Annotated in this window: 23 protein-coding genes and 1 pseudogene; 21 read left to right on the forward strand and 3 right to left on the reverse strand. The window is 70.5% G+C overall.

The features are described 5' to 3' along the window. Nucleotides 1–69: 69 nt before the first annotated feature. On the reverse strand, nt 70–327 hold the full coding sequence (locus FE811_RS12850) for a PepSY domain-containing protein (protein ID WP_072462108.1): 258 nt from the start codon (nt 325–327) through the stop codon (nt 70–72). 81 nt (nt 328–408) lie between these two features. After that, a complete protein-coding gene (locus tag FE811_RS12855; RefSeq protein WP_072462107.1) occupies nt 409–1083 on the reverse strand; it encodes a DnaA N-terminal domain-containing protein in 675 nt (224 codons plus the stop codon). Between the two features lie 482 nt (nt 1084–1565). Here FE811_RS12855 and FE811_RS12860 point away from each other — a divergent pair, with 482 nt between their 5' ends. The 3 genes from FE811_RS12860 to FE811_RS12870 all read left to right on the forward strand — a co-directional run bounded on the left by FE811_RS12860 (nt 1566) and on the right by FE811_RS12870 (nt 5107). Continuing rightward, on the forward strand, nt 1566–2870 hold the full coding sequence (locus FE811_RS12860; RefSeq protein ID WP_036759868.1) for an AAA family ATPase: 1305 nt from the start codon (nt 1566–1568) through the stop codon (nt 2868–2870). Next, nucleotides 2867–3976, forward strand: coding sequence for a ParB N-terminal domain-containing protein (locus FE811_RS12865; RefSeq protein ID WP_036759866.1), 1110 nt, complete (start codon nt 2867–2869; stop codon nt 3974–3976). Before FE811_RS12860 ends, FE811_RS12865 begins: the two co-directional genes overlap by 4 nt. A 147-nt stretch (nt 3977–4123) precedes the next feature. Beyond that, nucleotides 4124–5107 (forward strand): DUF1403 family protein, encoded by a 984-nt coding sequence (locus FE811_RS12870; protein ID WP_116220496.1) that lies wholly within the window; start codon nt 4124–4126, stop codon nt 5105–5107. On the opposite strand, the gene FE811_RS12875 is transcribed toward FE811_RS12870, so the two are convergent. Beyond that, nucleotides 5064–6086, reverse strand: a complete 1023-nt coding sequence (locus tag FE811_RS12875) for an AraC family transcriptional regulator (protein ID WP_116220495.1) — start codon at nt 6084–6086, stop codon at nt 5064–5066. The genes FE811_RS12870 and FE811_RS12875 overlap by 44 nt on opposite strands. 128 nt (nt 6087–6214) lie before the next feature. Between FE811_RS12875 and FE811_RS12880 the strand changes: the two genes are divergently transcribed. From FE811_RS12880 to FE811_RS12965, 18 genes and pseudogenes are all read left to right on the forward strand, one after another. After that, entirely contained in the window at nt 6215–7873 is a 1659-nt protein-coding gene (locus FE811_RS12880) for an acyl-CoA synthetase (protein WP_116220494.1), read from the forward strand. Between the two features lie 9 nt (nt 7874–7882). Then, nucleotides 7883–8650, forward strand: a complete 768-nt coding sequence (locus tag FE811_RS12885; RefSeq protein WP_116220493.1) for an SDR family NAD(P)-dependent oxidoreductase — start codon at nt 7883–7885, stop codon at nt 8648–8650. Between the two features lie 26 nt (nt 8651–8676). Next, nucleotides 8677–9833: pseudogene (locus FE811_RS12890) on the forward strand (acetyl-CoA C-acyltransferase). Next, nucleotides 9830–10957, forward strand: a complete 1128-nt coding sequence (locus FE811_RS12895; RefSeq protein ID WP_116220491.1) for an acyl-CoA dehydrogenase family protein — start codon at nt 9830–9832, stop codon at nt 10955–10957. Before FE811_RS12890 ends, FE811_RS12895 begins: the two are co-directional and overlap by 4 nt. Before the next feature lie 9 nt (nt 10958–10966). Next, nucleotides 10967–11737 carry an enoyl-CoA hydratase-related protein gene (locus FE811_RS12900; protein ID WP_072462101.1) on the forward strand — a complete coding sequence of 257 codons (771 nt, stop codon included), beginning with the start codon at nt 10967–10969 and terminating at the stop codon, nt 11735–11737. 107 nt (nt 11738–11844) lie between these two features. Further along, the gene (gene fabF, locus FE811_RS12905; RefSeq protein WP_114537680.1) at nt 11845–13107 is read left to right on the forward strand and encodes a beta-ketoacyl-ACP synthase II; all 1263 of its coding nucleotides are present in this window, start codon (nt 11845–11847) and stop codon (nt 13105–13107) included. Then, nucleotides 13104–14282, forward strand: coding sequence for an endolytic transglycosylase MltG (mltG, locus tag FE811_RS12910; protein ID WP_116220490.1), 1179 nt, complete (start codon nt 13104–13106; stop codon nt 14280–14282). The genes fabF and mltG overlap by 4 nt, the downstream gene beginning before the upstream one ends. A 317-nt stretch (nt 14283–14599) precedes the next feature. Then, nucleotides 14600–14959: a hypothetical protein gene (locus FE811_RS12915; protein WP_052096250.1), complete on the forward strand. Its 360-nt coding sequence runs from the start codon at nt 14600–14602 to the stop codon at nt 14957–14959. Next, complete coding sequence (locus tag FE811_RS12920; RefSeq protein WP_175562342.1) at nt 14859–16250, forward strand: DNA-packaging protein; 1392 nt, start codon at nt 14859–14861, stop codon at nt 16248–16250. The genes FE811_RS12915 and FE811_RS12920 overlap by 101 nt, the downstream gene beginning before the upstream one ends. Before the next feature lie 124 nt (nt 16251–16374). Beyond that, nucleotides 16375–17574 carry a phage portal protein gene (locus tag FE811_RS12925; RefSeq protein ID WP_116220489.1) on the forward strand — a complete coding sequence of 400 codons (1200 nt, stop codon included), beginning with the start codon at nt 16375–16377 and terminating at the stop codon, nt 17572–17574. Nucleotide 17575: 1 nt separating this feature from the next. After that, nucleotides 17576–17809, forward strand: coding sequence for a hypothetical protein (locus tag FE811_RS12930; protein WP_024843692.1), 234 nt, complete (start codon nt 17576–17578; stop codon nt 17807–17809). Then, nucleotides 17790–18347: an HK97 family phage prohead protease gene (locus FE811_RS12935; protein WP_181180864.1), complete on the forward strand. Its 558-nt coding sequence runs from the start codon at nt 17790–17792 to the stop codon at nt 18345–18347. The genes FE811_RS12930 and FE811_RS12935 overlap by 20 nt, the downstream gene beginning before the upstream one ends. A 23-nt stretch (nt 18348–18370) precedes the next feature. After that, nucleotides 18371–19537: a phage major capsid protein gene (locus FE811_RS12940; protein ID WP_072462096.1), complete on the forward strand. Its 1167-nt coding sequence runs from the start codon at nt 18371–18373 to the stop codon at nt 19535–19537. 127 nt (nt 19538–19664) lie between these two features. Next, nucleotides 19665–20288, forward strand: coding sequence for a hypothetical protein (locus tag FE811_RS12945; RefSeq protein WP_036760255.1), 624 nt, complete (start codon nt 19665–19667; stop codon nt 20286–20288). Beyond that, a complete protein-coding gene (locus tag FE811_RS12950; protein WP_036760254.1) occupies nt 20285–20635 on the forward strand; it encodes a head-tail adaptor protein in 351 nt (116 codons plus the stop codon). Before FE811_RS12945 ends, FE811_RS12950 begins: the two co-directional genes overlap by 4 nt. Further along, nucleotides 20632–21051 (forward strand): DUF3168 domain-containing protein, encoded by a 420-nt coding sequence (locus FE811_RS12955; protein WP_116220486.1) that lies wholly within the window; start codon nt 20632–20634, stop codon nt 21049–21051. Before FE811_RS12950 ends, FE811_RS12955 begins: the two co-directional genes overlap by 4 nt. A gap of 12 nt (nt 21052–21063) precedes the next feature. Continuing rightward, nucleotides 21064–21477 (forward strand): phage major tail protein, TP901-1 family, encoded by a 414-nt coding sequence (locus tag FE811_RS12960; RefSeq protein ID WP_024843686.1) that lies wholly within the window; start codon nt 21064–21066, stop codon nt 21475–21477. Nucleotide 21478: 1 nt separating this feature from the next. Beyond that, nucleotides 21479–21754 (forward strand): gene transfer agent family protein (locus FE811_RS12965; protein ID WP_140847834.1); only part of this gene is annotated, 276 nt, incomplete at its 3' end.

The following is a 21754-nucleotide window of genomic DNA, read 5'->3' on the forward strand; positions in this document are numbered from 1 at the left end:
TATTTCAGGAACAATCGCCGACTGGCTGGGCGGGCACCCTTTCGCCAGGCAAAAGGGCGCCCTGCCCGCTCAATCGTCCCGTCCCCTTTCCTGGAAACTGGCCGGATCGAACAGGACTTCGACCGACAGGCCGCTGCGGTCCTGGCCGTGGACCTCGTAGCAGCCGTCCTCCATCTCGATCTTGCGGACGGTCCAGCCCTTGGCGGCCAGGTCGGCCCGCAATTCGTTGGCCGGACGCCGCTGATCGTGCGGCACATGGCAGCGGTCATGGGCGACGGCCGGGGTCGCCAAGGCCAGAATGGCCGGGATCAAGGCAACAAGACGCATGATTCTTTCTCCTGCATTTGCGTTTCGTGCCACCGCAATAGCAGGACCGGGCTGACAGCCCGCTTACAGCGCCCGCGGCGCTCAGGGGCCCAGGATGCGCAGCTTGCCGACGCGCCCGTCGCAGCGCTGCACGGCGATGCGCAGCCGCTCCAGCAGATGGGTCTGGACGTAATTGGCATGAAAGCGGCTGGGCGCGAACAGCGTCAGGCAGGTCTCGTTGCGCTCGGCCTCCATCAGCCCGGCGAACCAGGCGTCGAACAGCGCCGGATCCTCCTCGGCCAGCCGGGCGCGCGCCTCGGCCCACAGCCCCTCGGCCGGCATCGGCTCGGGCCGGTGCAGCGGCACGACATTATTGGCCGGCTCGGCCCGGCGGCCGCCGACACGCTCGACGAAATCCGGGCCGATGTTCGGCCATTCCGCCTTTGTATCCAACAGGATACGCTCCAGGTTCAGGCCCAGGACCGACACCCGGCCGCGCGCGCCCTGCTGCTTGATCTCGATCCAGCCAAGGGCGCGCAGCTTGGCCATCTCGCGCTTGACGGTGCGCTCGTCCACGCACCACAGCCGCGCGATCTCGCGCTGGCCGATGGTCAGTTCGTCGCGCTGCCAGTTATAGCGGGTGGTGATCAGCGCCATCAGCCGCAGCACCAGGCGCTGGCGATGCTTGTCGCCGGCCAGCCCATGCGCCATCATGGCCGAGAGCAAGTCGTATTTCTTCGCCGCCGCCTCTCGGCCGACGGCACGGATCACCTGCATGTCTGCTCCTGCGCCCCGGTATTCCCGGCTGCCTTCCATCTGCCCGCCTTGTCCTGCCCGCCGGGCAAGACCGGGATGACGGCGTCGGTTTGCCACCGTTTGAAACGCTTTTCGTCATCCCTTCCGTATTTGCGTCCTGAAATCCGATTCTGTCAAGCGATTCCCCGCCGGCCCGGTTTCCCGGTCCAAATCATCAAAGAAAATCGGTATCAAATGGTATAGGGGGTCATCCAGGCCGTCCCCCAATAGCGACGTTTTGTCCCCCAATCCGGGATGCAACGCGCCAACCCGTCCCCCATTTCCGCGTTAGCGTTCCGGGTTTTGCGGCCCAGGGATTCGCCGGCCGATTCGCCGGGCGATGCAGGAAAACCCCGCAATCTCCGCATCCTGGCCATTCCATTAAAACGCCTTTTGCCAAATGTGCAAATCCGGCGTAAAAGCGAAACGGAAGAAAATCTGCGTCCTAGAAATACAGGCATCCTATGTATACGCACGAAGACCTCGCCAAGCTGCAGGCGCAATCCTTGAAGATGCAGGGCTGGATCCGGCGCCAGACCTTCAGCCCGGCCAATGAAAAGACGCTGCGCCGCTTCTCCAGCTGGGAGGTGGCCGAGCTGATCTTCCGCATCAACCAGTCCACCTTCCGCGGCAAGCTCGCCGCCGAGCCGAACCTTCCCCTCGGGGAAGTCGAGGAGGACGGCCGCCAGCGCTGGTTCTCGCTCGACGAGATCAACGAGCTGCGCCGCCGCATCCGCATCAACCGCAAGACGCTGATGCCCTGGCGGGCCGAGGGCAAGCGCGCCTTCCGCGCCGCCATCGCCAACTTCAAGGGCGGCGCCGGCAAGTCGACCGTGGCGCTGCACTTCGCCCATGCCGCGGCGCTGGACGGCTACCGGGTGCTGGTCGTCGACTTCGACCCGCAGGCCACGCTGTCGCATTCCATGGGCCTGACCGACGTGGGCGAGGACCATACCGTCTGGGGCATCATGGCCCGCGACCTGGAGCGCGAGACCGACCGCATGAACGCCGCCGCCCGCGGCGCCGAGAGCGGCACTGCCCTGCCCCAGCGCAAGCTGCCGGCCTCGATCCGCGACATGGGTCTGGGCATGCTGCGCCCGGCGGACTTCATCAAGCCGACCGCCTGGCCGACCATCGACATCATCCCGAGCTGCGCCAACGCCGCCTTCGTCGAGTTCGCCAGCGCCCAATACCGGCACCTGAACCCGGAATGGACCTTCTTCGGTGCGGTGTCGCGCTTTCTCGACAGCCTGGCGGACGATGCCTATGACCTGATCCTCTTCGACTGCCCGCCGGCCATCGGCTATCAGTCGATGAACGCGGTCTTTGCCGCCGACATGCTCTATATCCCCTCGGGCCCCGGCTATTGGGAATACGACTCGACCACCAGCTTCATCGGCCAGCTGTCCGAGGCGCTGGAAGACCTGTCGCATGGCTTCGAAAACTTCCCCACGGGGAAGATCAAGCTGCCCAAGGCCTTTGCCGACATCCGCTTCCTGATGACGCGCTACGAGCCGTCGAACGAGCTGCACCAGGCGATGTACGGCGCCTTCCAGCAGGTCTTCGGCCAGCACATGGCCCAGCATCCGATCGAGCTGACCCGCGCGGTCGAGCAATCCGGCCGGTTCCTGTCCTCGATCTACGAGATCGACTATCGCGAGATGACGCGCGGCACCTGGCGGCGGGCGCGGGCGACCTTCGACCAGGCCTATGAGGAGTTCAAGTCCCATGTCGTCGCCGCCTGGGACAAGCTGGAGGGCGAGGCATGAGCCGCAAGCGCCGCATGTTCGAGATCGAGATGCCGGACGAGCCCGCCGCGGCCGTGCCGGAAACCTTCCCCGCGGGGAAGGAGGAAAAGGAGCATCGCCGCGGCCCGATGGCCACCGCCATCACCGAGACCGCCGAATCCACCCGCGACCGCGCGCGGCTGGAGGCGCAGATCCGGGCCGAGAACGATGCGCTGGCGCAGGAACATGTGCGGTTGAAGCGCGCCGGGCTGATCACCGACCTGATCCCGCTGGACGCCATCGACGCGCAGAAGCTGATCCGCGACCGCGCCGCCGGGCCGGATTACGAGCTGACCGAGCTGGTCGAGTCGATCCGCGACATCGGCCTGTCGAACCCGATCCGGGTCGAGCCGGCCGAGGACGGCCGCTATGAGCTGATCCAGGGCTGGCGCCGGCTGTCGGCCTATCGCCAGCTGCTGGAAGAGACGGGCGACGTCGAGAAATGGGGCCGCATCCCGGCCGGTATCGCGGCGCGCGGCGACGAGCTGGAGCGGCTATACCGGCGCATGGTCGACGAGAACATGGTGCGCAAGGACATCTCGTTTGCCGAGATGGCGCAGCTGGCGCTGCATTACGCCATGGACCCCGTGACCGAGGAGAACGACCCCGAGAAGGCGGTGGCGATCCTGTTCAAATCCGCCGGCTACCAGAAGCGCAGCTATATCCGCAGCTTCATCCGGCTGGTCGAGGCCCTGGGCGATGCCTTGCTTTACGCGCCCGACATCCCGCGCGCGCTGGGGCTGGCGCTGGCGCAACGGCTGGACGAGGTGCCGGGCACGGCGGCCGCGATCCGGGCCGAGCTGAAGAACTGGGATTCGCGCTCGGTCAAGGACGAGCTGGAGCTGCTGCGCCGCTATGCCGGGCTGGCGGGCGACGAGGAATCGCCGGCCGCCGCGCCGCGCAGCACCACGCCGACCGTCCCCGCGGGGAAGGCCCGCATCAGCTTCCAGATCCAGCGGCCGCAGGGCAGCGCCAAATGCACCGCCTCGAACGGGCGGCTGGAGATCCGGCTGCCGCGCGACTTCTCGGCCGTGGACCGGCGCAAGCTGGAGGCGGCGGTGCGGGTGATGCTGGAGAGCCTGGATTGACCTTCCCCGCGGGGAAGGTCCGGCCCCCGCCGCGGGCCTTTCGGGGCCGGCCAGGGGCATCGGGGCAGGGGGGGTGAACGCCCCCTCTTCCAGTGATCCGCAAAATGGGGTTATTCTGCGGATAAGGCTGCTTGCAGGTCGGGAAACATGCCATCCGCTTCGGACATAGAATATCACGGAAAATCGGTCGCGCACCAGTTTTTTGATGCCTCGGCGTGGTTTTCCGCCGAGGCCGGGCAGGCCGCGGAACTGGCCCGCGCCGCATTCGCGCTGGGGCGGCTGGAGGGCGTGGTCGCGGCGCTGGAGCCCGAGGCGCGGGCCGGCGCCAACCGCCGGCTGGCGCTGATCGAGGTCGAGGCGATGCTATGGGCGCAGGGCACGCCCTTGCGCCGCGAGGAGATCGGCCGCGACCTGATGGAGGCGCGGGCCGGCGCCGACCTGGAGGCGATGCGGCTGGCGCGCTGGGGCATCCGCCGGCTGGAGGGGCAGGGCGATGCGCGCGACCTGCGCGGCTTCCTGGGGCTGCACCGGGCCGCGGTTTCCGGGCTGGACGAGCTGCTGGCGACGCGGCCGACGGGCCGGGATTTCGACGCGGCGGTGGCCGAGTTCCGCGACCTGGCCGGGCAGGTCGCGGGGCTGTCGCCGCTGGTCAGGGCGGCGGCGCTGCGGGTGCTGTGGCGGCTCTGCGGGCTCTCGGCGCCCGAGATGCTGGCCGAGCCCGCGACCTGGACCGCGCGCGACATGGCCGAGGGCTGCGAGGCGCTGCGCTTCGTGCCGCTGGGCCGGCATGGCCGCGGGGTCTGGGTCGATGGCGGCAGCCCGGCCGAGCGCATGGCGCGGCATCTTGCCGCAGTCACCGCCGGGATCCAGGATGCGCGGCACGAGCTGGCGCGGGTGGCCGACTGGCAGGCCCGCGCGCTGGAGGCGATGGCCGGGGTCAAGGGCGAGAACGCCGGCCGGGTGATCCGGGCGCTGGCGGCGCATCCCTTGCTGAACGCGGCGATGCTGGAGGAAAGCGCCGGCATCAGCCGCGACACCGCCGAGCGGATGCTGTCGCGGATGAAGGCGCTGGGTCTGGCGCGCGAGATCACCGGCGGGCGGCGGTTCCGGCTGTGGATGCTGGCGGGCTGAGCGCGTCGCGGCGGAAGGCGGCCGGCGTGGTGCCGGCGATCTTCAGGAAGGCGCGGTGGAAGGCGCTGGGTTCGCCATAGCCCAGGCGGGCGGCGATCTCGGCCACGCTGAGGTCGGTGTCGCGCAGAAGCTGGCGGGCGCGCATCAGCCGGATCTCGGCGCGGATGGCGGCGAAGCCCTGGCCCTCGGCCCGCAATCGGCGGCGCAGGGTGGCGGGGGACAGGCGCAGCTCGGCGGCGAGGCGGTCGAAATCCGGCCAGTCCTCGGGCGCGGCGGCGCGCAGCCGGGCGCGGATGCGCGCGGAAAGCCCCTGGTCGTGGCGATAGCGCAGAAGGATGTTGGCGGGCGCGCCGCGCAGGAAGCCTTCCAGCGCCTTTTCGCTGCGGATGGTGGGCAGGGCGAGGTAGCTGGCGGCAAAGGTCAGCCGGCTGGCGGGCTGGCCGAAATGCACCGGCGCGCCGAAGAACTGGTGGTAGTCGCGGCGGTTCTCCGGCGCGGGGCAGGCGAAATCCACCTGCATCAGCGGGATGCGGCGGCCGATCAGCCAGCACATGACGCCCAGCAGGATCAGCCAGTAGGTGCGATAGGCGAAGGCGCGGCGCGGCGGGCCGGCGTCGCGCAGCACGATCTCGGCCTGGCCGTCGCGCAGGCGCAGGGTGCCGGTGGGGTCGTCGAGCGTGACCGACAGGAACAGCAGCGCCCGGCGCAGGGCGCGCTCCAGCGTGCCGGCATGCAGCGCCGCCTGGCAGAGCAGCTGGAAGCTGCCGGGGCGCATGGGGCGGGCGGCCTCGTCGAAGAACTCGTCGCGGATGCGGTCGGCGATGGCGAGCCAGAGCTTGCCGTATTGCAGGTTCGAGACCGGCTCGCCCAGGGCCGGGATGCCGGATTGCGCCAGGAGCGGCGCGGGGTCGATGCCGCGGCGGTGAAGGCAGTCCAGCGCGTCCTCGACGAAGCCGGGGGTGATGGTGCGGCGTTCCATGGCGCCCCTTGTTGCAAAACCGATCAGATATTCTGGCCGCCAATGGCATTGTTTGCAATGTCGCCGGCGCTAAGCTGCCGCCGAACTCGGGGAAACCGCGTCATGCGGGAGAGTTGAGGAGGAGAGACATGTCTGCGACCACCCTGTCCCGGACGCGCTATGACGAGGCCGTGGCGCGGTTCCGTATCGAGGACGCCATCGCCGGGCTGCGCGGCGACCTGGAGACCGGGCTGAACGCCTGCGTCGAATGCTGCGACCGCCATTGCGGCGCGAACCGGGTGGCGCTGCGCTGCCTGTCGCCGGACGAGGCGCTGACGGAATACACCTTCGAGGACCTGCGCGGCATGGCGGCGCGGGCGGCGAACCTGATGCGCGACAAGGGCATCCGGCCGGGCGACGTGGTCGCCGGGCTGTTGCCGCGCACGGTCGAGCTGGTCGCCACGGTGCTGGGCGCCTGGCGGCTGGGCGCGGTCTACCAGCCGCTGTTCACCGCCTTCGGCCCCAAGGCGATCGAGCATCGGCTGAGGACCAGCGGCGCCAAGCTGGTGGTGACGAATGCCGCCCAGCGGCCCAAGCTGGACGAGGTCGAGGACTGCCCGCTGGTCGCCGTGCTGCGCGGCGACGGGCCGCTGGCGCCGGGCGACGTGGATTTCCGCGAGGCGCTGGCCATGGCCTCGGACGCGTTCGAGCCGGTGATGCGGCGCGGCGAGGATCTGTTCATGATGATGTCCACCTCGGGCACCACCGGCCTGCCCAAGGGGGTGCCGGTGCCCTTGCGGGCGCTCTTGGCCTTTGGCGCCTATATGCGCGATGCGGTGGACCTGCGCGAAAGCGACGTGTTCTGGAACATCGCCGATCCGGGCTGGGCCTATGGGCTGTATTACGCGCTGACCGGGCCCTTGCTGCTGGGGCAGGCGACGATCTTCTACGAGGGCGGCTTTACTGCCGAGACCACCTATCGCATCATCCAGCGCATGGGGGTGACGAGCCTTGCCGGCTCGCCCACCGCCTATCGGCTGCTGATCGCGGCGGGGCCGGAGGCGGCCGCGGCGGTCAAGGGGCAGCTGCGGGTGGTCAGTTCCGCCGGCGAGCCGCTGAACCCCGAGATCATCCGCTGGTTCGCCGAGCATCTGGCGGTGCCGATCCATGACCATTACGGCCAGACCGAGATGGGCATGTGCGTGAACAACCATCACGGGCTGGAGCATCCGGTGCGTCCGGGCTCGGCCGGCCTCGCCATGCCGGGCTATCGCGTGGTGGTGCTGGACGATGCGGGCTGCGAACTGGGGCCGAACCAGCCGGGCGTGCTGGCCATCGACATGAAGCGTTCGCCGCTGATGTGGTTTTCGGGCTACCTGAACCAGGCGACGCCGGCGCTGGCGGGGGGCTATTACCGCACCGGCGATTCGGTGGAGTTCGAGCCGGACGGGTCGATCAGCTTCATCGGCCGGTCGGACGATGTGATCACATCCTCGGGCTATCGCATCGGCCCCTTCGACGTGGAAAGCGCGCTGATCGAGCATCCTGCCGTGGTCGAGGCGGCGGTGGTCGGCGTGCCCGACCCCGAGCGGACCGAGGTGGTGAAAGCCTTCGTGGTGCTGGCCAAGGGCGTCGAGGGGACCGAGGCGCTGCGCGAGGAACTGGCGCAGCACGTGAAGAAACGCTTGTCGGCCCATGCCTATCCCCGGATGATCGAGTTTGTCGCCGACCTGCCGAAGACGCCGAGCGGCAAGATCCAGCGCTTCATCCTGCGCAAGGCGGAAGTCGAGAAACTGGCGCAGAGGTAGGGGGATACCATGCAGATCGAGAACAGGGTTTTTGTGATCACAGGCGCCGGCTCCGGCCTGGGCGCGGCGGTGGCGCGCATGGCGGTCGGCGCGGGTGCGCGGGCGGTGCTGCTGGACGTCAATGCCGAGGCCGGTGCGGCGATGGCGGCGGAACTGGGCGCGGCGGCGCGTTTCGTCAGGACCGACGTGACCAGCGGCCCGGAGGGCGAGGCGGCCATCGCCGCGGCGCTGGAGGCTTTCGGCCGGATCGACGTGGCGGTGAACTGCGCCGGCGTGGCTCCGGGCGAGAAGATCGTCGGGCGCGAGGGACCGCATGGGCTGGAGAGCTTTGCCCGCGCCATCCAGATCAACCTGGTGGGCACGTTCAACATGCTGCGGCTGGCCGCCGATGCCATGGCGAAGAACGCGCCGGGCGAGGGCGGCGAGCGCGGGGTGATCGTCAACACCGCCTCGATCGCGGCCTATGACGGGCAGATCGGGCAGGCGGCCTATGCGGCCTCGAAGGGCGGCGTCGCGGCGCTGACCCTGCCGTCGGCGCGGGAACTGGCGCGGCACGGCATAAGGGTGATGACCATCGCGCCGGGCATCTTTGCCACGCCGATGATGGCCGGGCTGCCGCAGGAGGTGCAGGACAGCCTGGGCGCCAACGTGCCTTTCCCGCCGCGGCTGGGCAATCCTGCGGAATATGCGGCGCTGGTGCGCCATATCGTCGAGAACCAGATGCTGAACGGCGAGGTCATCCGGCTGGACGGCGCGCTGCGCATGGCGCCGAAATAAGGCCGCCGAAATAGGGGAGAGTCATCATGAGCACCGATCCGATTGTCATCACGGGCGCGGCCCGCACGCCGATGGGCGGCTTCCAGGGCGATTTCGCCGGGGTCGAGGCCGCGGCGCTGGGCGCGACCGNGACCCGCAGGCGGTGGACGAGATCATCATGGGCTGCGTGCTGCCCGCCGGCCAGGGCCAGGCCCCGGCGCGGCAGGCGGCGCTGGGCGCGGGCCTGCCCCTGGGCGCGGGGGCCACGACCGTCAACAAGATGTGCGGCTCGGGCATGAAGGCGGCGATGCTGGGCCATGACCTGATCCTGGCCGGCTCGGCCGATGTCGTGGTCGCGGGCGGCATGGAAAGCATGTCGAACGCGCCCTATCTGCTGCCGAAGGCGCGCTCGGGCTATCGCATGGGCCATGGGCAGGTCATGGACCACATGTTCCTGGACGGGCTGGAGGATGCCTATGACAAGGGCCGGCTGATGGGCACATTCGCCGAGGATTGCGCCGAAGCCTATCAGTTCACACGGCAAGCGCAGGACGAGTTCGCGATTTCCTCGCTGACCCGCGCGCAGAAGGCGATTGCCGCCGGGCATTTCGCGGGCGAGATCGCGCCGGTGACGGTCAAGGGCCGCGGCGGCGAGGTGGTGGTCGATACCGACGAGCAGCCGGGCAAGGCACGGCTGGACAAGATCCCGACGCTGAAGCCGGCCTTCCGGCCGGGGGGCACGGTGACGGCGGCGAACAGTTCCTCGATCTCGGACGGGGCGGCGGCGCTGGTCTTGATGCGGGCCTCCGAGGCCGAGCGGCGCGGGCTGGTGCCGCGGGCGCGGATCGTCGGGCACGCGACCTTTGCCGACAAGCCGGGGCTGTTTCCGACCGCGCCCATCGGTGCGGTCCGGCGGTTGCTGGAGCGGACCGGGACGGCGCTTTCAGACTATGATCTGTTCGAGGTGAACGAGGCTTTCGCGGTGGTCGCCATGGCGGCGATGCGCGATCTGGGCCTGTCGCATGAGGCGGTGAATATCCATGGCGGCGCCTGCGCGCTGGGCCATCCCATCGGCGCGTCGGGTGCGCGGGTGCTGGTCACGCTGCTGGCGGCGCTGGAGACGCATGGCGGCCAGCGCGGCATCGCCACGCTTTGCATCGGCGGGGGCGAGGCGACGGCGGTCGCCATCGAGAGGATGCAATGATGCTGACCGAGGAACAGGAGCAGATCCGCGACGCCGTGCGCGACTTTGCGCAAGAGCGGCTGGCGCCGGGGGCGGCGGCGCGCGACCGGGCGCATGAATTTCCGCGCGCCGAGCTGACCGAAATGGGCGAACTGGGGTTCCTGGGCATGCTGGTGCCCGAGGAGCATGGCGGGTCGGAGACCGGCACGGTCGCCTATGCGCTGGCGCTGGAGGAGATCGCGGCGGCGGACGGGGCGTGCTCGACCATCATGTCGGTGCATAGCTCGGTCGGCTGCGTGCCGATCCTGCGCTTCGGCACCGAGGAGCAGAAGGCGCGCTTCCTGCCCAGGATGGCGAGCGGCGAATGGATCGGCGGCTTTGCGCTGACCGAGCCGCATGCCGGCTCGGACGCGTCGAACCTGCGCACGCGGGCGCGGCGCGAGGGCGGGTATTATGTCATCGACGGCAGCAAGCAGTTCATCACCAGCGGCAAGAACGGCTCGGTGGTGATCGTCTTTGCCGTGACCGATGCGGCGGCGGGGAAGAAGGGGATTTCCGCCTTCATCGTGCCGACGGATACGCCGGGCTACGAGGTCGTCTCGGTCGAGCACAAGCTGGGGCAGCATTCGTCGGACACCTGCGCGCTGGCGTTCAGCGGGATGCGGGTGCCGGTCGAGAACCGGCTGGGCGAAGAGGGCGAGGGCTACCGGATCGCGCTGTCGAACCTGGAGGGCGGGCGCATCGGCATCGCCGCGCAGGCGGTCGGCATGGCGCGCGGCGCCTATGAGGCGGCGCTGGCCTATGCGCGCGAACGCATCACCTTCGGCCGGCCGATCATCGAGCATCAGGCGGTGGCCTTCAAGCTGGCCGACATGGCGGTGCAGATCGACGCGGCGCGGCTGATGGTGCTGCGCGCGGCGCAGTTGCGCGAGGCGGGCAAGCCCTGCCTGACCGAAGCCAGCATGGCCAAGCTCTTCGCCTCGGAAATGGCGGAGAAGGTCTGTTCGGCGGCGATCCAGATCCATGGCGGCTACGGCTACCTGGCCGACTATCCGGTCGAGCGCATCTATCGCGACGTGCGCGTGACCCAGATCTACGAAGGGACGAGCGAGGTGCAGCGCCTCGTCATCGCCCGCAACCTGTGAGGGGGGAGCATGGCTGAGCTGATCGAGATCACGCGGGAGGGTCGGGTGGCGCTGATCCGCCTGAACCGGCCCGAGGCGCTGAACGCGCTGAACTCGGCCCTGGCCGAGGAATTGACGGCGGCGGCCGAGGCGCTGGACGCGGACCGGGGGGTGGGGGCCATCGTCGTCACCGGCTCGGACCGCGCCTTCGCCGCGGGGGCGGATATTTCGGAAATGGCCGAGAAGAGCGCCGAGGCAATGGTCGAGGCGGATTTCTTTGCCATCTGGGACCGCTTCGCCGCGACGCGCACGCCGAAGATCGCGGCGGTGAACGGCTATGCCCTGGGCGGCGGCTGCGAGCTGATGATGATGTGCGATTTCGCCATCGCCGGCGAGGGGGCGAAATTCGGCCAGCCCGAGGTCAAGCTGGGCGTGATCGCCGGCATGGGCGGCACGCAGCGGATGACGAAGCTGATCGGGCGGGCGCTGTCGATGGACCTGCACCTGACCGGGCGGATGATGGACGCGGCCGAGGCGCTGCGCGCCGGGCTGGTGGCGCGGGTGGTGCCCGACGATCAGGTCGTGCCCGAGGCGATGGCGGCGGCGCGGCAGATCGCCGGCTATTCGCGGCCGGCGACGCGGCTGGCGCGCGAGGCGGTGATGCGGGCCGAGGAGCTGTCGCTGGCCGAGGGCGTGGCCTGGGAACGGCGGCTGTTCCACCGGCTGTTCGGCACCGAGGGCCAGCGCGAGGGCATGCGGGCCTTTCTGGAAAAGCGCAAGCCGGAGTTTCACCGCGACTGACCGGAACCGGGGGCGGCAGCCCGCCGGCCGGGCGGCGCTTTGCGTTGCGCGGCGGGCGGGCGGCGTGTAGAACCTGCCCGATTGAGCGTTGCGAAGGGAGCCCGTGCATGCGCAGAGTTGTCGTCACCGGACTGGGGATGGTCACGCCGCTGGCCTCGGGGGTCGAGGAGACCTGGTCGAGGCTTCTGGCCGGGGAATCCGGCGCCGGACCGATCACCCGGTTCGACACCAAGGACGTGGCGACGAAATATGCCTGCGAGCTCCCCTTTGGCGACGGCTCGGGCGGGACGTTCAACCCCGACGACTGGATGGAGCCCAAGGACCGGCGCAAGGTCGACGACTTCATCCTTTACGGCATGGCCGCCGCGACGCAGGCGGTGAAGGATTCCGGCTGGGAGCCGGCGAACGAGGACGAGCGCGAGCGCACCGGGGTCATGATCGGCTCGGGCATCGGCGGGCTTTCCTCGATCGCCGATACCGCGGTGCTGATCAAGGAACGCGGGCCGAAGCGGGTCTCGCCCTTCTTCATTCCGGGGGCGCTGATCAACCTGGTCTCGGGCCAGGTCTCGATCCGCTTCGGCTTCAAGGGGCCGAACCATGCGGTGGTCACGGCCTGCTCGACCGGGGCGCATGCCATCGGCGACGCGGCGCGGCTGATCATGCTGGGCGACGCGGACGTGATGATCGCGGGCGGCGCCGAGAGCCCGATCTGCGAGATCGGCATCGCCGGCTTCAACGCCTGCAAGGCGCTGTCCACCAAGCGCGAGGACGACCCCAAGGCGGCCAGCCGGCCCTGGGACGTGGACCGCGACGGCTTCGTCATGGGCGAGGGCGCCGGCGTCGTCGTGCTGGAGGAATACGAGCATGCCAAGGCGCGCGGCGCCAGGATCTATGCCGAGATCCTGGGCTATGGCCTGTCGGGCGACGCCTATCACATCACCGCCCCCAGCGAGGACGGCGACGGCGGCTTCCGCAGCATGACCAACGCGCTGAAGCGGGCGAACCTGACGCCGGGCGAGCTGGACTATATCAACGCGCATGGCACCTCGACCATGGCCGACGTGATCGAGCTGGGCGCGGTCGAGCGGCTGATGGGCGATGCGGCGGGCAATGTGGTGATGTCCTCGACCAAGTCGAGCATCGGGCACCTGCTGGGCGCGGCGGGCGCGGTCGAGGCGATCTTCTGCATCCTGGCGATCCGCGACCAGATCTGCCCGCCGACCATCAACCTGGACGACCAGGCGCGCGAGACGCCGATCGACCTGGCCGCCAATGCCGCGGTGCGGCGCAAGGTGGACCATGTGCTGTCCAACAGCTTCGGCTTCGGCGGCACCAATGCCAGCCTGGTGATGGGACGGGTCAAGGAATGATCTGGCGCCACATCGCGTCGAATTTCCTGACGCTGCTGATCGTGATCCTGATCGCGGTCGCGGCGGCCATCGCCTGGGGCAAGCACGAATACACCCGGCCCGGCCCCAGCGCCGTGGCCGCCTGCGTGCGCGTGGCCCCCGGCGCCAGCCTGAACGCGGTCAGCCAGCAGCTGGCCGAGCAGGGCGTGGTGTCCAATGCCTATATCTTCCGGGCGGGCGCCGATTATGCCGGGAAATCGCGCGATCTGAAATACGGCTCCTACCTGATGCCGCCGCAGTCCAGCATGGAGGAGATCGTCCGGGTCATCACCGCCGGCGGTCCCAGCACCTGCGGCACCGAGGTGGTGTTCCGCATCGGCGTGCGCGAGAACTCGGTGATCCTGCGCGACATGGATGCCGAGACCGGGGTCTTTGCCGAGCAGGCGAAATACAACCCCGCCAGCGAGCCCGTGCCCGAGGTCATCGCGGCCGCGGAGGCCAAGCCGGATGCGCGGCTGCGCATCTCGGTCGCCGAGGGGGTGACGAGCTGGCAGGTGGCCGAGGGGCTGAAGCAGGCCGGCTTCCTGGGCGGCGAGGTCGCGGACCTGCCCGAGGAGGGCAGCCTCGCCCCCGACACCTACGACGTCGAGAAGGGCGCCGACCGCGCCGCGCTGCTGGCCGAGATGGAGCGGCGGCAGGCGGCGATCCTGGCCGCGGCCTGGGAGGCGCGCGAGCCCGACCTGCCCTATGCCACGCCCGAGGAGGCGCTGGTCATGGCCTCGATCATCGAGAAGGAGACCGGGCAGCCGAACGAGCGCCGGATGGTGGCCAGCGTCTTTGTCAACCGGATGCGGCAGGGGATGCGGCTGGAGACCGACCCGACGGTGATCTACGGCATCACCGGCGGCAAGGGGGTCCTGGACCGCGGCATCCGCGCCTCGGAACTGCGGCGGCGCACGCCCTACAACACCTATCAGATCGACGGGCTGCCGCCGACGCCCATCGCCAATCCCGGCCGGGCCGCCATCGCCGCGGCGATGGACCCGGAAGATACCGATTACGTGTTCTTCGTGGCCGACGGCTCGGGCGGGCACGCCTTTGCCCGCACGCTGGAGGAGCACAACCGCAACGTCGCCCGCTGGCGCGAGATCGAGCGCCAGCGCGGCCAGCCGCTGTCGCCGGTGCAGGGCGACTGATCGGCCTTGCCGGAGGGCCGGTCGGTTTTTTGGGTATTTGGGGAACGGAGAAGGCGCATGCCTGCGCCCCGGACCCGGCGGCGGCGGGTGTTGCGCCGGGCGTGCGCTGCGGTGTTGCATTCGGCAAGGGATTGTTCTTGCGGGGGAAATCGGCGCCGCGGCGATCAACCGGGGGTTTTGCGTTGACTCGGCGCACGCCCTGAAGTAGAAATTATCCATGCTGGGAGAGATGGGCAAGCGGCCGGGGGGCGACCCCGAGGCCGCTTTTTTCATGTCTCGCTCGTGCGGACAGGCACACGAGGGCAGGGCGATCAAGAATGACCAAGAGTTTCGATCCGGGGCCGCAGGCGCCGGAAGGGCCTTTCGTGCCCGGCGCCGAGGCGGCGGACACAAACGTGCTGGAGATCGCGGATGGGCTGTTCCGGTCCTATGCGGCCGAGCTGAACCGGCTGCGGGAAAGGATCGAGGCCGGCGAGACCGGCGAGTTGAAGGAATCCGGCAAGCTGGTGCGCGAACTGCGGGCCGCGACCCAGATGGTGCTGGAGGAAAGGAGCAAGGTTGACAAGCTTCGCAAGGATGCTGCCGGGCGGGTCGGTGCAGGCGCACTCGACCTTGACGCGGCACGAGACGAGATCGGGCGCCGCCTGGCTTGCCTGCGCCGGGCCCGAGGAGGTTGACGCGTTCCTGGGGGGGCTGGGCGACAATGCGCTGGCGGCGCTGCCCTGGCTTTTCGAGTTCTGGGCGCTGCCGCACCAGCTGCCGCCCGAGGGCGACTGGAAGAGCTGGGTGATCATGGGCGGGCGCGGCGCGGGCAAGACCCGTGCCGGCGCCGAATGGGTGCGCGCCCAGGTCGAGGGCGCGACCCCCGAGGCGCCGGGCCGCGCGCGCCGGGTGGCGCTGGTCAGCGAGACGCTGGACCAGGCGCGCGACGTGATGGTGTTCGGGGAATCGGGGATCCTGGCCTCGTCCCCGCCGGACCGGCGGCCGGAATGGGAGGCGGGGCGGCGGCGGCTGGTCTGGCCGAACGGGGCCACGGCGCAGCTATACTCGGCCCATGAGCCCGAGGCGCTGCGCGGGCCGCAGTTCGACGCGGCCTGGGTCGACGAGCTGGCCAAGTGGAAGAAGGCCGAGGAATGCTGGGACATGCTGCAATTCGCGCTGCGGCTGGGGCCGCATCCGCAGCAGGTCGTCACCACCACGCCGCGCAACGTGGCGGTGCTGAAGCGGCTGTTGCGGCAGTCCTCGACCGTGACCACCCATGCGCCGACCGACGCGAACCGGGCCTATCTGGCCGAGAGCTTCCTGGCCGAGGTGCAGGCGCGCTATGGCGGCACCCGGCTGGGGCGGCAGGAGCTGGAGGGGCTGCTGCTGGAGGATGTCGAGGGGGCGCTGTGGAGCGCGGGCCTGCTGGAGCGCTGCCGCGCCGAGGCGGCGCCGGCGCTGTCGCGCATCGTCGTCGCGGTCGATCCGGCGGTGACGGCGGGGGCGGCTTCGGACGAATGCGGCATCGTGGTCGCCGGGGTGGTGGCCGAGGGGCCGGTGACGGATTGGCGGGCCTATGTGCTGGAGGATGCCTCGGTCCGGGGCGGGCCCCTGGACTGGGCGCGGGCGGCGATCGCGGCGATGCGGCGGCACGGGGCCGAGCGGCTGGTGGCCGAGGTCAACCAGGGCGGCGACCTGGTCGAGAGCGTGATCCGCCAGGTCGATCCGCTGGTGCCGTTCCGCGCCCTGCGGGCGGGGCGCGGCAAGGGCTTGCGCGCCGAGCCGGTGGCGGCGCTTTACGAGCAGGGGCGGGTCAGCCACCTGCGCGGGCTGGGGCTGCTGGAGGAGCAGATGTGCCGCATGACGGTCGCGGGCTATGACGGCAGGGGGTCGCCCGACCGGCTGGATGCGCTGGTCTGGGCGATCCACGAGCTGATGATCGAGCCGGGGGCGCATCACCTGCGCCCGGCGGTGCGGGGGCTTTAGGGGGCTTTGCCCCCCNGGCCGCAGGCGCTCCCCCCAGGGTATTTTCGAAACGGAGAAGGGCCTTTCGGGGTCCGGGAGGGGTCGCGGGCGCGGCCCCTTTTTCATTGGGATTCAGGAGGAACCGATGGCATTTCCCTGGTTCGGGCGGGGGGCTGCGCCCGCGAGGCCGCCCGTCGCGGTCGAGAAGAAGGCCAGCGCCGCCGGCAAGCTGGTGGCGCTGGCGGCGGGTTCGGGCCGCGTGGTCTGGTCGCCGCGCGACACGGTCAGCCTGATGCGCCTGGGCTTCGTCGGCAATCCGGTCGGGTTCCGCGCCGTGCGGCTGATCGCCGAGGCGGCCGCCGCCGTGCCGCTGATCTGCCAGGACCGCGAGCGCCGCTATGAGGTGCATCCGGTGCTGGACCTCTTGCGCCGGCCCAATCCGGGCCAGGGCCGGGCCGAGCTGTTCGAGGCGCTCTACGGCCAGATCCTGCTGAGCGGCGACGGCTATCTGGAGGCGGTGGGCGAGGGCGCGAAGGGGCTGCCGGCCGAGCTGCACGTGCTGCGCGCGGACCGGATGGCGGTGGTGCCGGGGCCGGACGGCTGGCCGGTCGCCTATGAATATGGCGTGGGCGGGCGCAAGGTCCGCTTCGACATGGCCGGCAGTCCCGATCCGATCTGCCATATCCGCAGCTTTCATCCGCTGGACGACCATCACGGGCTGTCGCCCATGCAGGCGGCCGCGGTGGCGGTGGATGTCCACAACAGCGCCTCGAGCTGGTCCAAGGCGCTTCTGGACAATGCGGCGCGGCCCAGTGGCGCCATCGTCTACCGGGGCGCCGACGGCCAGGGCAGCCTGTCGCCGGACCAGTACGAGCGCCTTGTGACCGAGATGGAGATGCATCACCAGGGCGCGAGGAACGCCGGGCGGCCGATGTTGCTGGAGGGCGGGCTCGACTGGAAGCCGATGGGGTTTTCGCCGAGCGACATGGAGTTCCACCAGACCAAGCTGGCCGCCGCGCGCGAGATCGCGCAGGCCTTCGGCGTGCCGCCGATGCTGATCGGCATTCCCGGCGAGGCGACCTATGCCAATTACGCCGAGGCGCACCGGGCCTTCTACCGGCTGACGGTGCTGCCGCTGGTCTCGCGCGTGGCCGGCGCCCTGGCCTGGTGGCTGTCCGAGCACCTGGGGGCCGAGATCGACCTGCGCGCCGATCCCGACCAGGTGCCGGCCCTGGCCGAGGAGCGCGACCAGCAATGGAAGCGCGTCGGCGAGGCCGGCTTCCTGACCCCGGCCGAGAAGCGGGCGGCGCTGGGGCTGCCGCCCCTGCCGGAGGGGGAGGGGTGAGATGGAGGGCTCGCGTTTCGTCAAGGAGCCCTTCGACTGGCACGACCAGCGCCTGGAGACGCAGGAGCGGATCATGGCGCTGCAATTTTCCCAGGTGGAGCGCCGGCTGGAGCGCATCGAGGCGCTGATCGAGGGGCTGGAACGGCGGTTGTGGATGACCGTCTATGGCGTCGTCGCGGTCATCCTGACCCAGGCGGTGCAGTCCATCCTGGAATATGCGCCGAAAGGAGGGTGAGGTGGATCGGAAGAATGACGGGCTGGAGCTGAAATATGCCGCCGGCGGGCCGGTGGTGGCCGAGGGCACGCGGATCGAGGGCTATGCGAGCCTGTTCGGCCTGACCGACCAGGGCGGCGACGTCGTGGTCCGGGGCGCCTATGCCGCCAGCCTGAAGCGGCTGGAGGCGCGGGGCGACCGGGTGCGGATGCTGTGGCAGCACGATCCCGCCCGGCCCATCGGCGTCTGGGAGGAGATCCGCGAGGACGAGAAGGGGCTTTGGGTCAAGGGGCGGCTTCTGCCCGAGATCGCCCAGGCCCGCGAGGCGGCGGCGCTGGTCGCGGCGGGGGCCATCGACGGGCTGTCGATCGGCTATCGCACCGTTTCCGCCGAGCGCGACGGCAAGGGCCGGCGCCTGCTTTCCGAGGTCGAGCTGTGGGAGGTGTCGCTGGTGACGTTCCCGATGCTGGCCGAGGCCAAGGTCGGGGCCAAGTCGGACCGGCTGCACGAGATGGCGGCGGCCTTCCGGGCCGCGACGCTGGCGCTGCGCGCCAAGTGAGTTTCACCGAAACGGAGGGGATCATGACCGAGGTGAAAGCCGCGGCCGGGGCGGATGTGCCCGGCGACCTGGGGGCCGAGATGCTGGGCTTTGTCCAGGAGTTGAAGGCATTCCGCAGCGAGATTCAGAACCGATTGGAAGCACAGGAAGAACGCATGACCATGCTGGACCGCAAGACGATTTCCCGCGCCCGCGCCCCCCTGTCGGCCGAGGCCGACCAGGGCGCGCCGCACCAGAAGGCCTTCGACGCCTATATCCGCCATGGCGACGACGGCGCGCTGCGTGGCCTGCCGCTGGAGGGCAAGGCGATGACCACCGGCTCGGACGGGGGCTTCCTGGCGGCGCCGACGGTGGCCATGCAGGTGCAGGAGGCGCTGAACGTCACCGCTTCGCTGCGCCGGGTCGCCAATGTGGTGGCGGTGGAATCGGCCAGCTACGAGGTGCTGGTGGACATGGGCGACATCGCCCATGGCTGGGCCACCGAGGCCACGGCCCAGGCCGAGACCGGCACCCCCACCGTGCAGCGGGTGGTGATCCCGGTGCATGAGCTTTCCGCCATGCCCAAGGCCAGCCAGCGCCTGCTGGACGATGCCGCCTTCGACGTCGAGACCTGGCTGGCCGGGCGCATCGCCGAGAAATTCGCCCGCGCCGAGGCCATGGCCTTCATCGGCGGCGACGGCGTGAACAAGCCGCGCGGCATCCTGACCCATGCCAAGGCGCCGAACGGCACCGCGACCAATGTGCAGATCGGCACCATCCCGTCGGGCGGGAACGGCGATTTCGCCGCGACCAACCCGGCGAATGCGCTGATCGACCTGGTCTATGCGCTGGGCGCGCAATACCGCGCCAATGCGAGCTTCGTGATGAATTCCAAGACCGCCGCCGCGGTGCGCAAGATGCGCGACGCGGACGGCCGCTTCCTGTGGGCGGACAGCCTGGCCATGGGCCAGCCGGCGCAGCTTCTGGGTTATCCGGTGCTGGTCTGCGAGGACATGCCCGACATCGCGCAGGGCTCGCATTCCATCGCCTTCGGCGACTTCCGCTCGGCCTATACCATCGTCGAGCGGCCGGACCTGCGGGTGCTGCGCGATCCCTTCTCGGCCAAGCCGCATGTGCTGTTCTACGCCACCAAGCGGGTGGGCGGCGGCGTCACCGACGCCCGTGCCGTCAAGCTGATGGTCTTCGGCTGATCCGGGGCCGAAGCGGGGGCCGCGCCGGGGATCTGCGCCCTGCTGGCAAGTGCAACTGTCCGCGCGCGCGAGGGTGCAGCGGCGCGGCCCCCTTTTGCCCGAAGCCCTGCGAGTGGGAGAGACGAGGATGATGCTTGTGGAAGTGACGGCGCCCGCAGCCGGGGCGCTGCCCGTCGCGGTGTTGCGGGACCATCTGCGGCTGGGGACGGGGTTCGACCTGGGCGGCGCCGATGATGGGGCCGAGACCGCGGCGCTGGCGGGTTTCCTGCGCGCGGCCGTCGCCACCGTCGAGGCGCGCACCGGCAAGGTGCTGCTGGCCCGGCGGTTCCGGCTGCGGCTGGAGGAATGGCGCGACCCCGAGGGGCAGCCCTTGCCGCTGGCCCCGGTCGAGGCGGTCGAGGCGGTCGGGATCGCCGATGCGGCGGGCGCGGCGGTGCCGGTCGATCCGGCGGCCTGGCGGCTGGTGCCGGACATGCAGCGGCCGGTGCTGGCGCCGGTGGGGACGTTCCTGCCGGCGGTGCCCTCGGGCGGGTTCGCCGAGATCACCTTTCGCGCCGGGTTCGCGGCGGAATGGGCGGGGCTGCCGGCCGACCTGGCGCAGGCGGTGCTGCTGCTGGCCGCGCGCTATCACGAGGATCGCAGCTTCGAGGGCTCGGCGGGGGCGCTGCCCTTTGGCGTCAGCGCGCTGATCGAGCGCTGGCGCTCGGTCCGGGTGCTGGGGGGGCGCGGCCAGTCGCGCGGCCGGGCATGAGGGCGCCGCGACCGACGGTGCCGCTGGTGGTGGAATCCCCGGTCCGGGTGCCCGACGGGATGGGCGGGTTCCGCCTGACCTGGCAGGAGGTCGGGCGCCTCTGGGCCGAGATGCGGTCGGGCGCGGGGGCGGAGCGCATCGCCGAGGTGGGGGCGCAGAGCGTCGTGACCTGGCGGATCACCGTCAGGGCGGCGCCTGCCGGCGATGCCCGCCGCCCGCGCCCCGAGCAGCGGCTCCGGCTGGGCGAGGGCGCGGCCGCCCGGCGCTTTCGCATCGAGGCGGTGGCCGAGAGCGATGCCGGCGGCCGCTGGCTGGTCTGCATCGCGAAAGAGGAGTCCCTGGCATGAGCTATCTTGCAACGGCCGCCCTGCAGGCCGCGGCCTATCGCCGCCTGCGCGAGGACGGCGCGCTGGCGGCGCTGGTGGGCGACGCGATCTATGACGCCATGCCGGTGGCGGCGCCGGCGGGGCTTTATGTCTCGCTGGGGCCCGAGGAGGTGCGCGACGCGGGCGACATGACGGCCGGCGGCGCGGTGCATGATTTCGTCGTCTCGGTCCTGTCGGGGGCCGAGGCGGCGGGCGGCTTCGGCGCGGTCAAGGCGGCGGCGGTCGCGGTCAGCGAGGCGCTGGAGGCGGCCGACATGGCGCTGGATCGCGGGCACCTGGCGGGGCTGTGGTTCCTGCGTGCCCGCGCGCGGCGGGCGGAAAACGGCGCGGGGCGGCGGGTCGACCTGACCTTTCGCGCGCGCATCGACCTGGGTTGAGGAGAGACGGTGATGGCGGTGCAGAACGGACGCGACCTGCTGATCAAGATGGACATGACCGGCGACGGCCATTTCGAGACCGTGGCGGGGCTGCGGGCGACCCGGCTGGGCTTCAATGCCGAGACGGTGGACGTGACGAGCCTGGAAAGCGAGGGGCGCTGGCGCGAGCTGCTGGCGGGCGCGGGGGTGCGCTCGGCCAGCATCTCGGGCTCGGGGGTGTTCCGGGACGGGACCACGGACGAGCGCGCGCGGCAGGTGTTCTTCGACGGCGAGGTGCCGCGCTTCCAGGTGGTGATCCCGGATTTCGGCACGGTCGAAGGGCCGTTCCAGATCACGGCGCTGGAATATGCGGGCAGTTACAATGGCGAGGCGACCTATGAGATTTCCATGGCAAGCGCGGGCGCGATCAGCTTCGTCGCGTTCTGAGATGGCCAATCCGCTGGCGGGCGAGGTCGAGATCTGGCTGGACGGGCGGCGCCATGTCGCCCGGCTGACGCTGGGCGCGCTGGCCGGGCTTGAGGCCGAGCTGGGCGCGGAAAGCATGATCGCGCTGGTCGAGCGCTTCGAGGGCGGGCGGTTTTCCAGCCGCGACGTGATGGCGGTGCTGGTCGCGGGCCTGCGGGCGGGCGGCTGGCCGGGCGGCATGGACGCGCTGGCCTCGGCGGACCTGCGCGGTGGGCCGGTCGCCGCGGCCCATGCGGCG

The sequence above is a fragment of the Paracoccus sp. FO-3 genome (assembly GCF_006386455.1).
In the GTDB taxonomy this organism is placed as follows: domain Bacteria; phylum Pseudomonadota; class Alphaproteobacteria; order Rhodobacterales; family Rhodobacteraceae; genus Paracoccus; species Paracoccus versutus.

Coding starts and splice junctions, on each gene's coding strand:
- FE811_RS12850 (WP_072462108.1), bottom strand. CDS start 327: ATGCGTCTTGTTGCCTTGATCCCGGCCATTCTGGCCTTGGCGACCCCG.
- FE811_RS12855 (WP_072462107.1), bottom strand. CDS start 1,083: ATGCAGGTGATCCGTGCCGTCGGCCGAGAGGCGGCGGCGAAGAAATAC.
- FE811_RS12860 (WP_036759868.1), top strand. CDS start 1,566: ATGTATACGCACGAAGACCTCGCCAAGCTGCAGGCGCAATCCTTGAAG.
- FE811_RS12865 (WP_036759866.1), top strand. CDS start 2,867: ATGAGCCGCAAGCGCCGCATGTTCGAGATCGAGATGCCGGACGAGCCC.
- FE811_RS12870 (WP_116220496.1), top strand. CDS start 4,124: ATGCCATCCGCTTCGGACATAGAATATCACGGAAAATCGGTCGCGCAC.
- FE811_RS12875 (WP_116220495.1), bottom strand. CDS start 6,086: ATGGAACGCCGCACCATCACCCCCGGCTTCGTCGAGGACGCGCTGGAC.
- FE811_RS12880 (WP_116220494.1), top strand. CDS start 6,215: ATGTCTGCGACCACCCTGTCCCGGACGCGCTATGACGAGGCCGTGGCG.
- FE811_RS12885 (WP_116220493.1), top strand. CDS start 7,883: ATGCAGATCGAGAACAGGGTTTTTGTGATCACAGGCGCCGGCTCCGGC.
- FE811_RS12895 (WP_116220491.1), top strand. CDS start 9,830: ATGATGCTGACCGAGGAACAGGAGCAGATCCGCGACGCCGTGCGCGAC.
- FE811_RS12900 (WP_072462101.1), top strand. CDS start 10,967: ATGGCTGAGCTGATCGAGATCACGCGGGAGGGTCGGGTGGCGCTGATC.
- fabF (WP_114537680.1), top strand. CDS start 11,845: ATGCGCAGAGTTGTCGTCACCGGACTGGGGATGGTCACGCCGCTGGCC.
- mltG (WP_116220490.1), top strand. CDS start 13,104: ATGATCTGGCGCCACATCGCGTCGAATTTCCTGACGCTGCTGATCGTG.
- FE811_RS12915 (WP_052096250.1), top strand. CDS start 14,600: ATGACCAAGAGTTTCGATCCGGGGCCGCAGGCGCCGGAAGGGCCTTTC.
- FE811_RS12920 (WP_175562342.1), top strand. CDS start 14,859: ATGCTGCCGGGCGGGTCGGTGCAGGCGCACTCGACCTTGACGCGGCAC.
- FE811_RS12925 (WP_116220489.1), top strand. CDS start 16,375: ATGGCATTTCCCTGGTTCGGGCGGGGGGCTGCGCCCGCGAGGCCGCCC.
- FE811_RS12930 (WP_024843692.1), top strand. CDS start 17,576: ATGGAGGGCTCGCGTTTCGTCAAGGAGCCCTTCGACTGGCACGACCAG.
- FE811_RS12935 (WP_181180864.1), top strand. CDS start 17,790: ATGCGCCGAAAGGAGGGTGAGGTGGATCGGAAGAATGACGGGCTGGAG.
- FE811_RS12940 (WP_072462096.1), top strand. CDS start 18,371: ATGACCGAGGTGAAAGCCGCGGCCGGGGCGGATGTGCCCGGCGACCTG.
- FE811_RS12945 (WP_036760255.1), top strand. CDS start 19,665: ATGATGCTTGTGGAAGTGACGGCGCCCGCAGCCGGGGCGCTGCCCGTC.
- FE811_RS12950 (WP_036760254.1), top strand. CDS start 20,285: ATGAGGGCGCCGCGACCGACGGTGCCGCTGGTGGTGGAATCCCCGGTC.
- FE811_RS12955 (WP_116220486.1), top strand. CDS start 20,632: ATGAGCTATCTTGCAACGGCCGCCCTGCAGGCCGCGGCCTATCGCCGC.
- FE811_RS12960 (WP_024843686.1), top strand. CDS start 21,064: ATGGCGGTGCAGAACGGACGCGACCTGCTGATCAAGATGGACATGACC.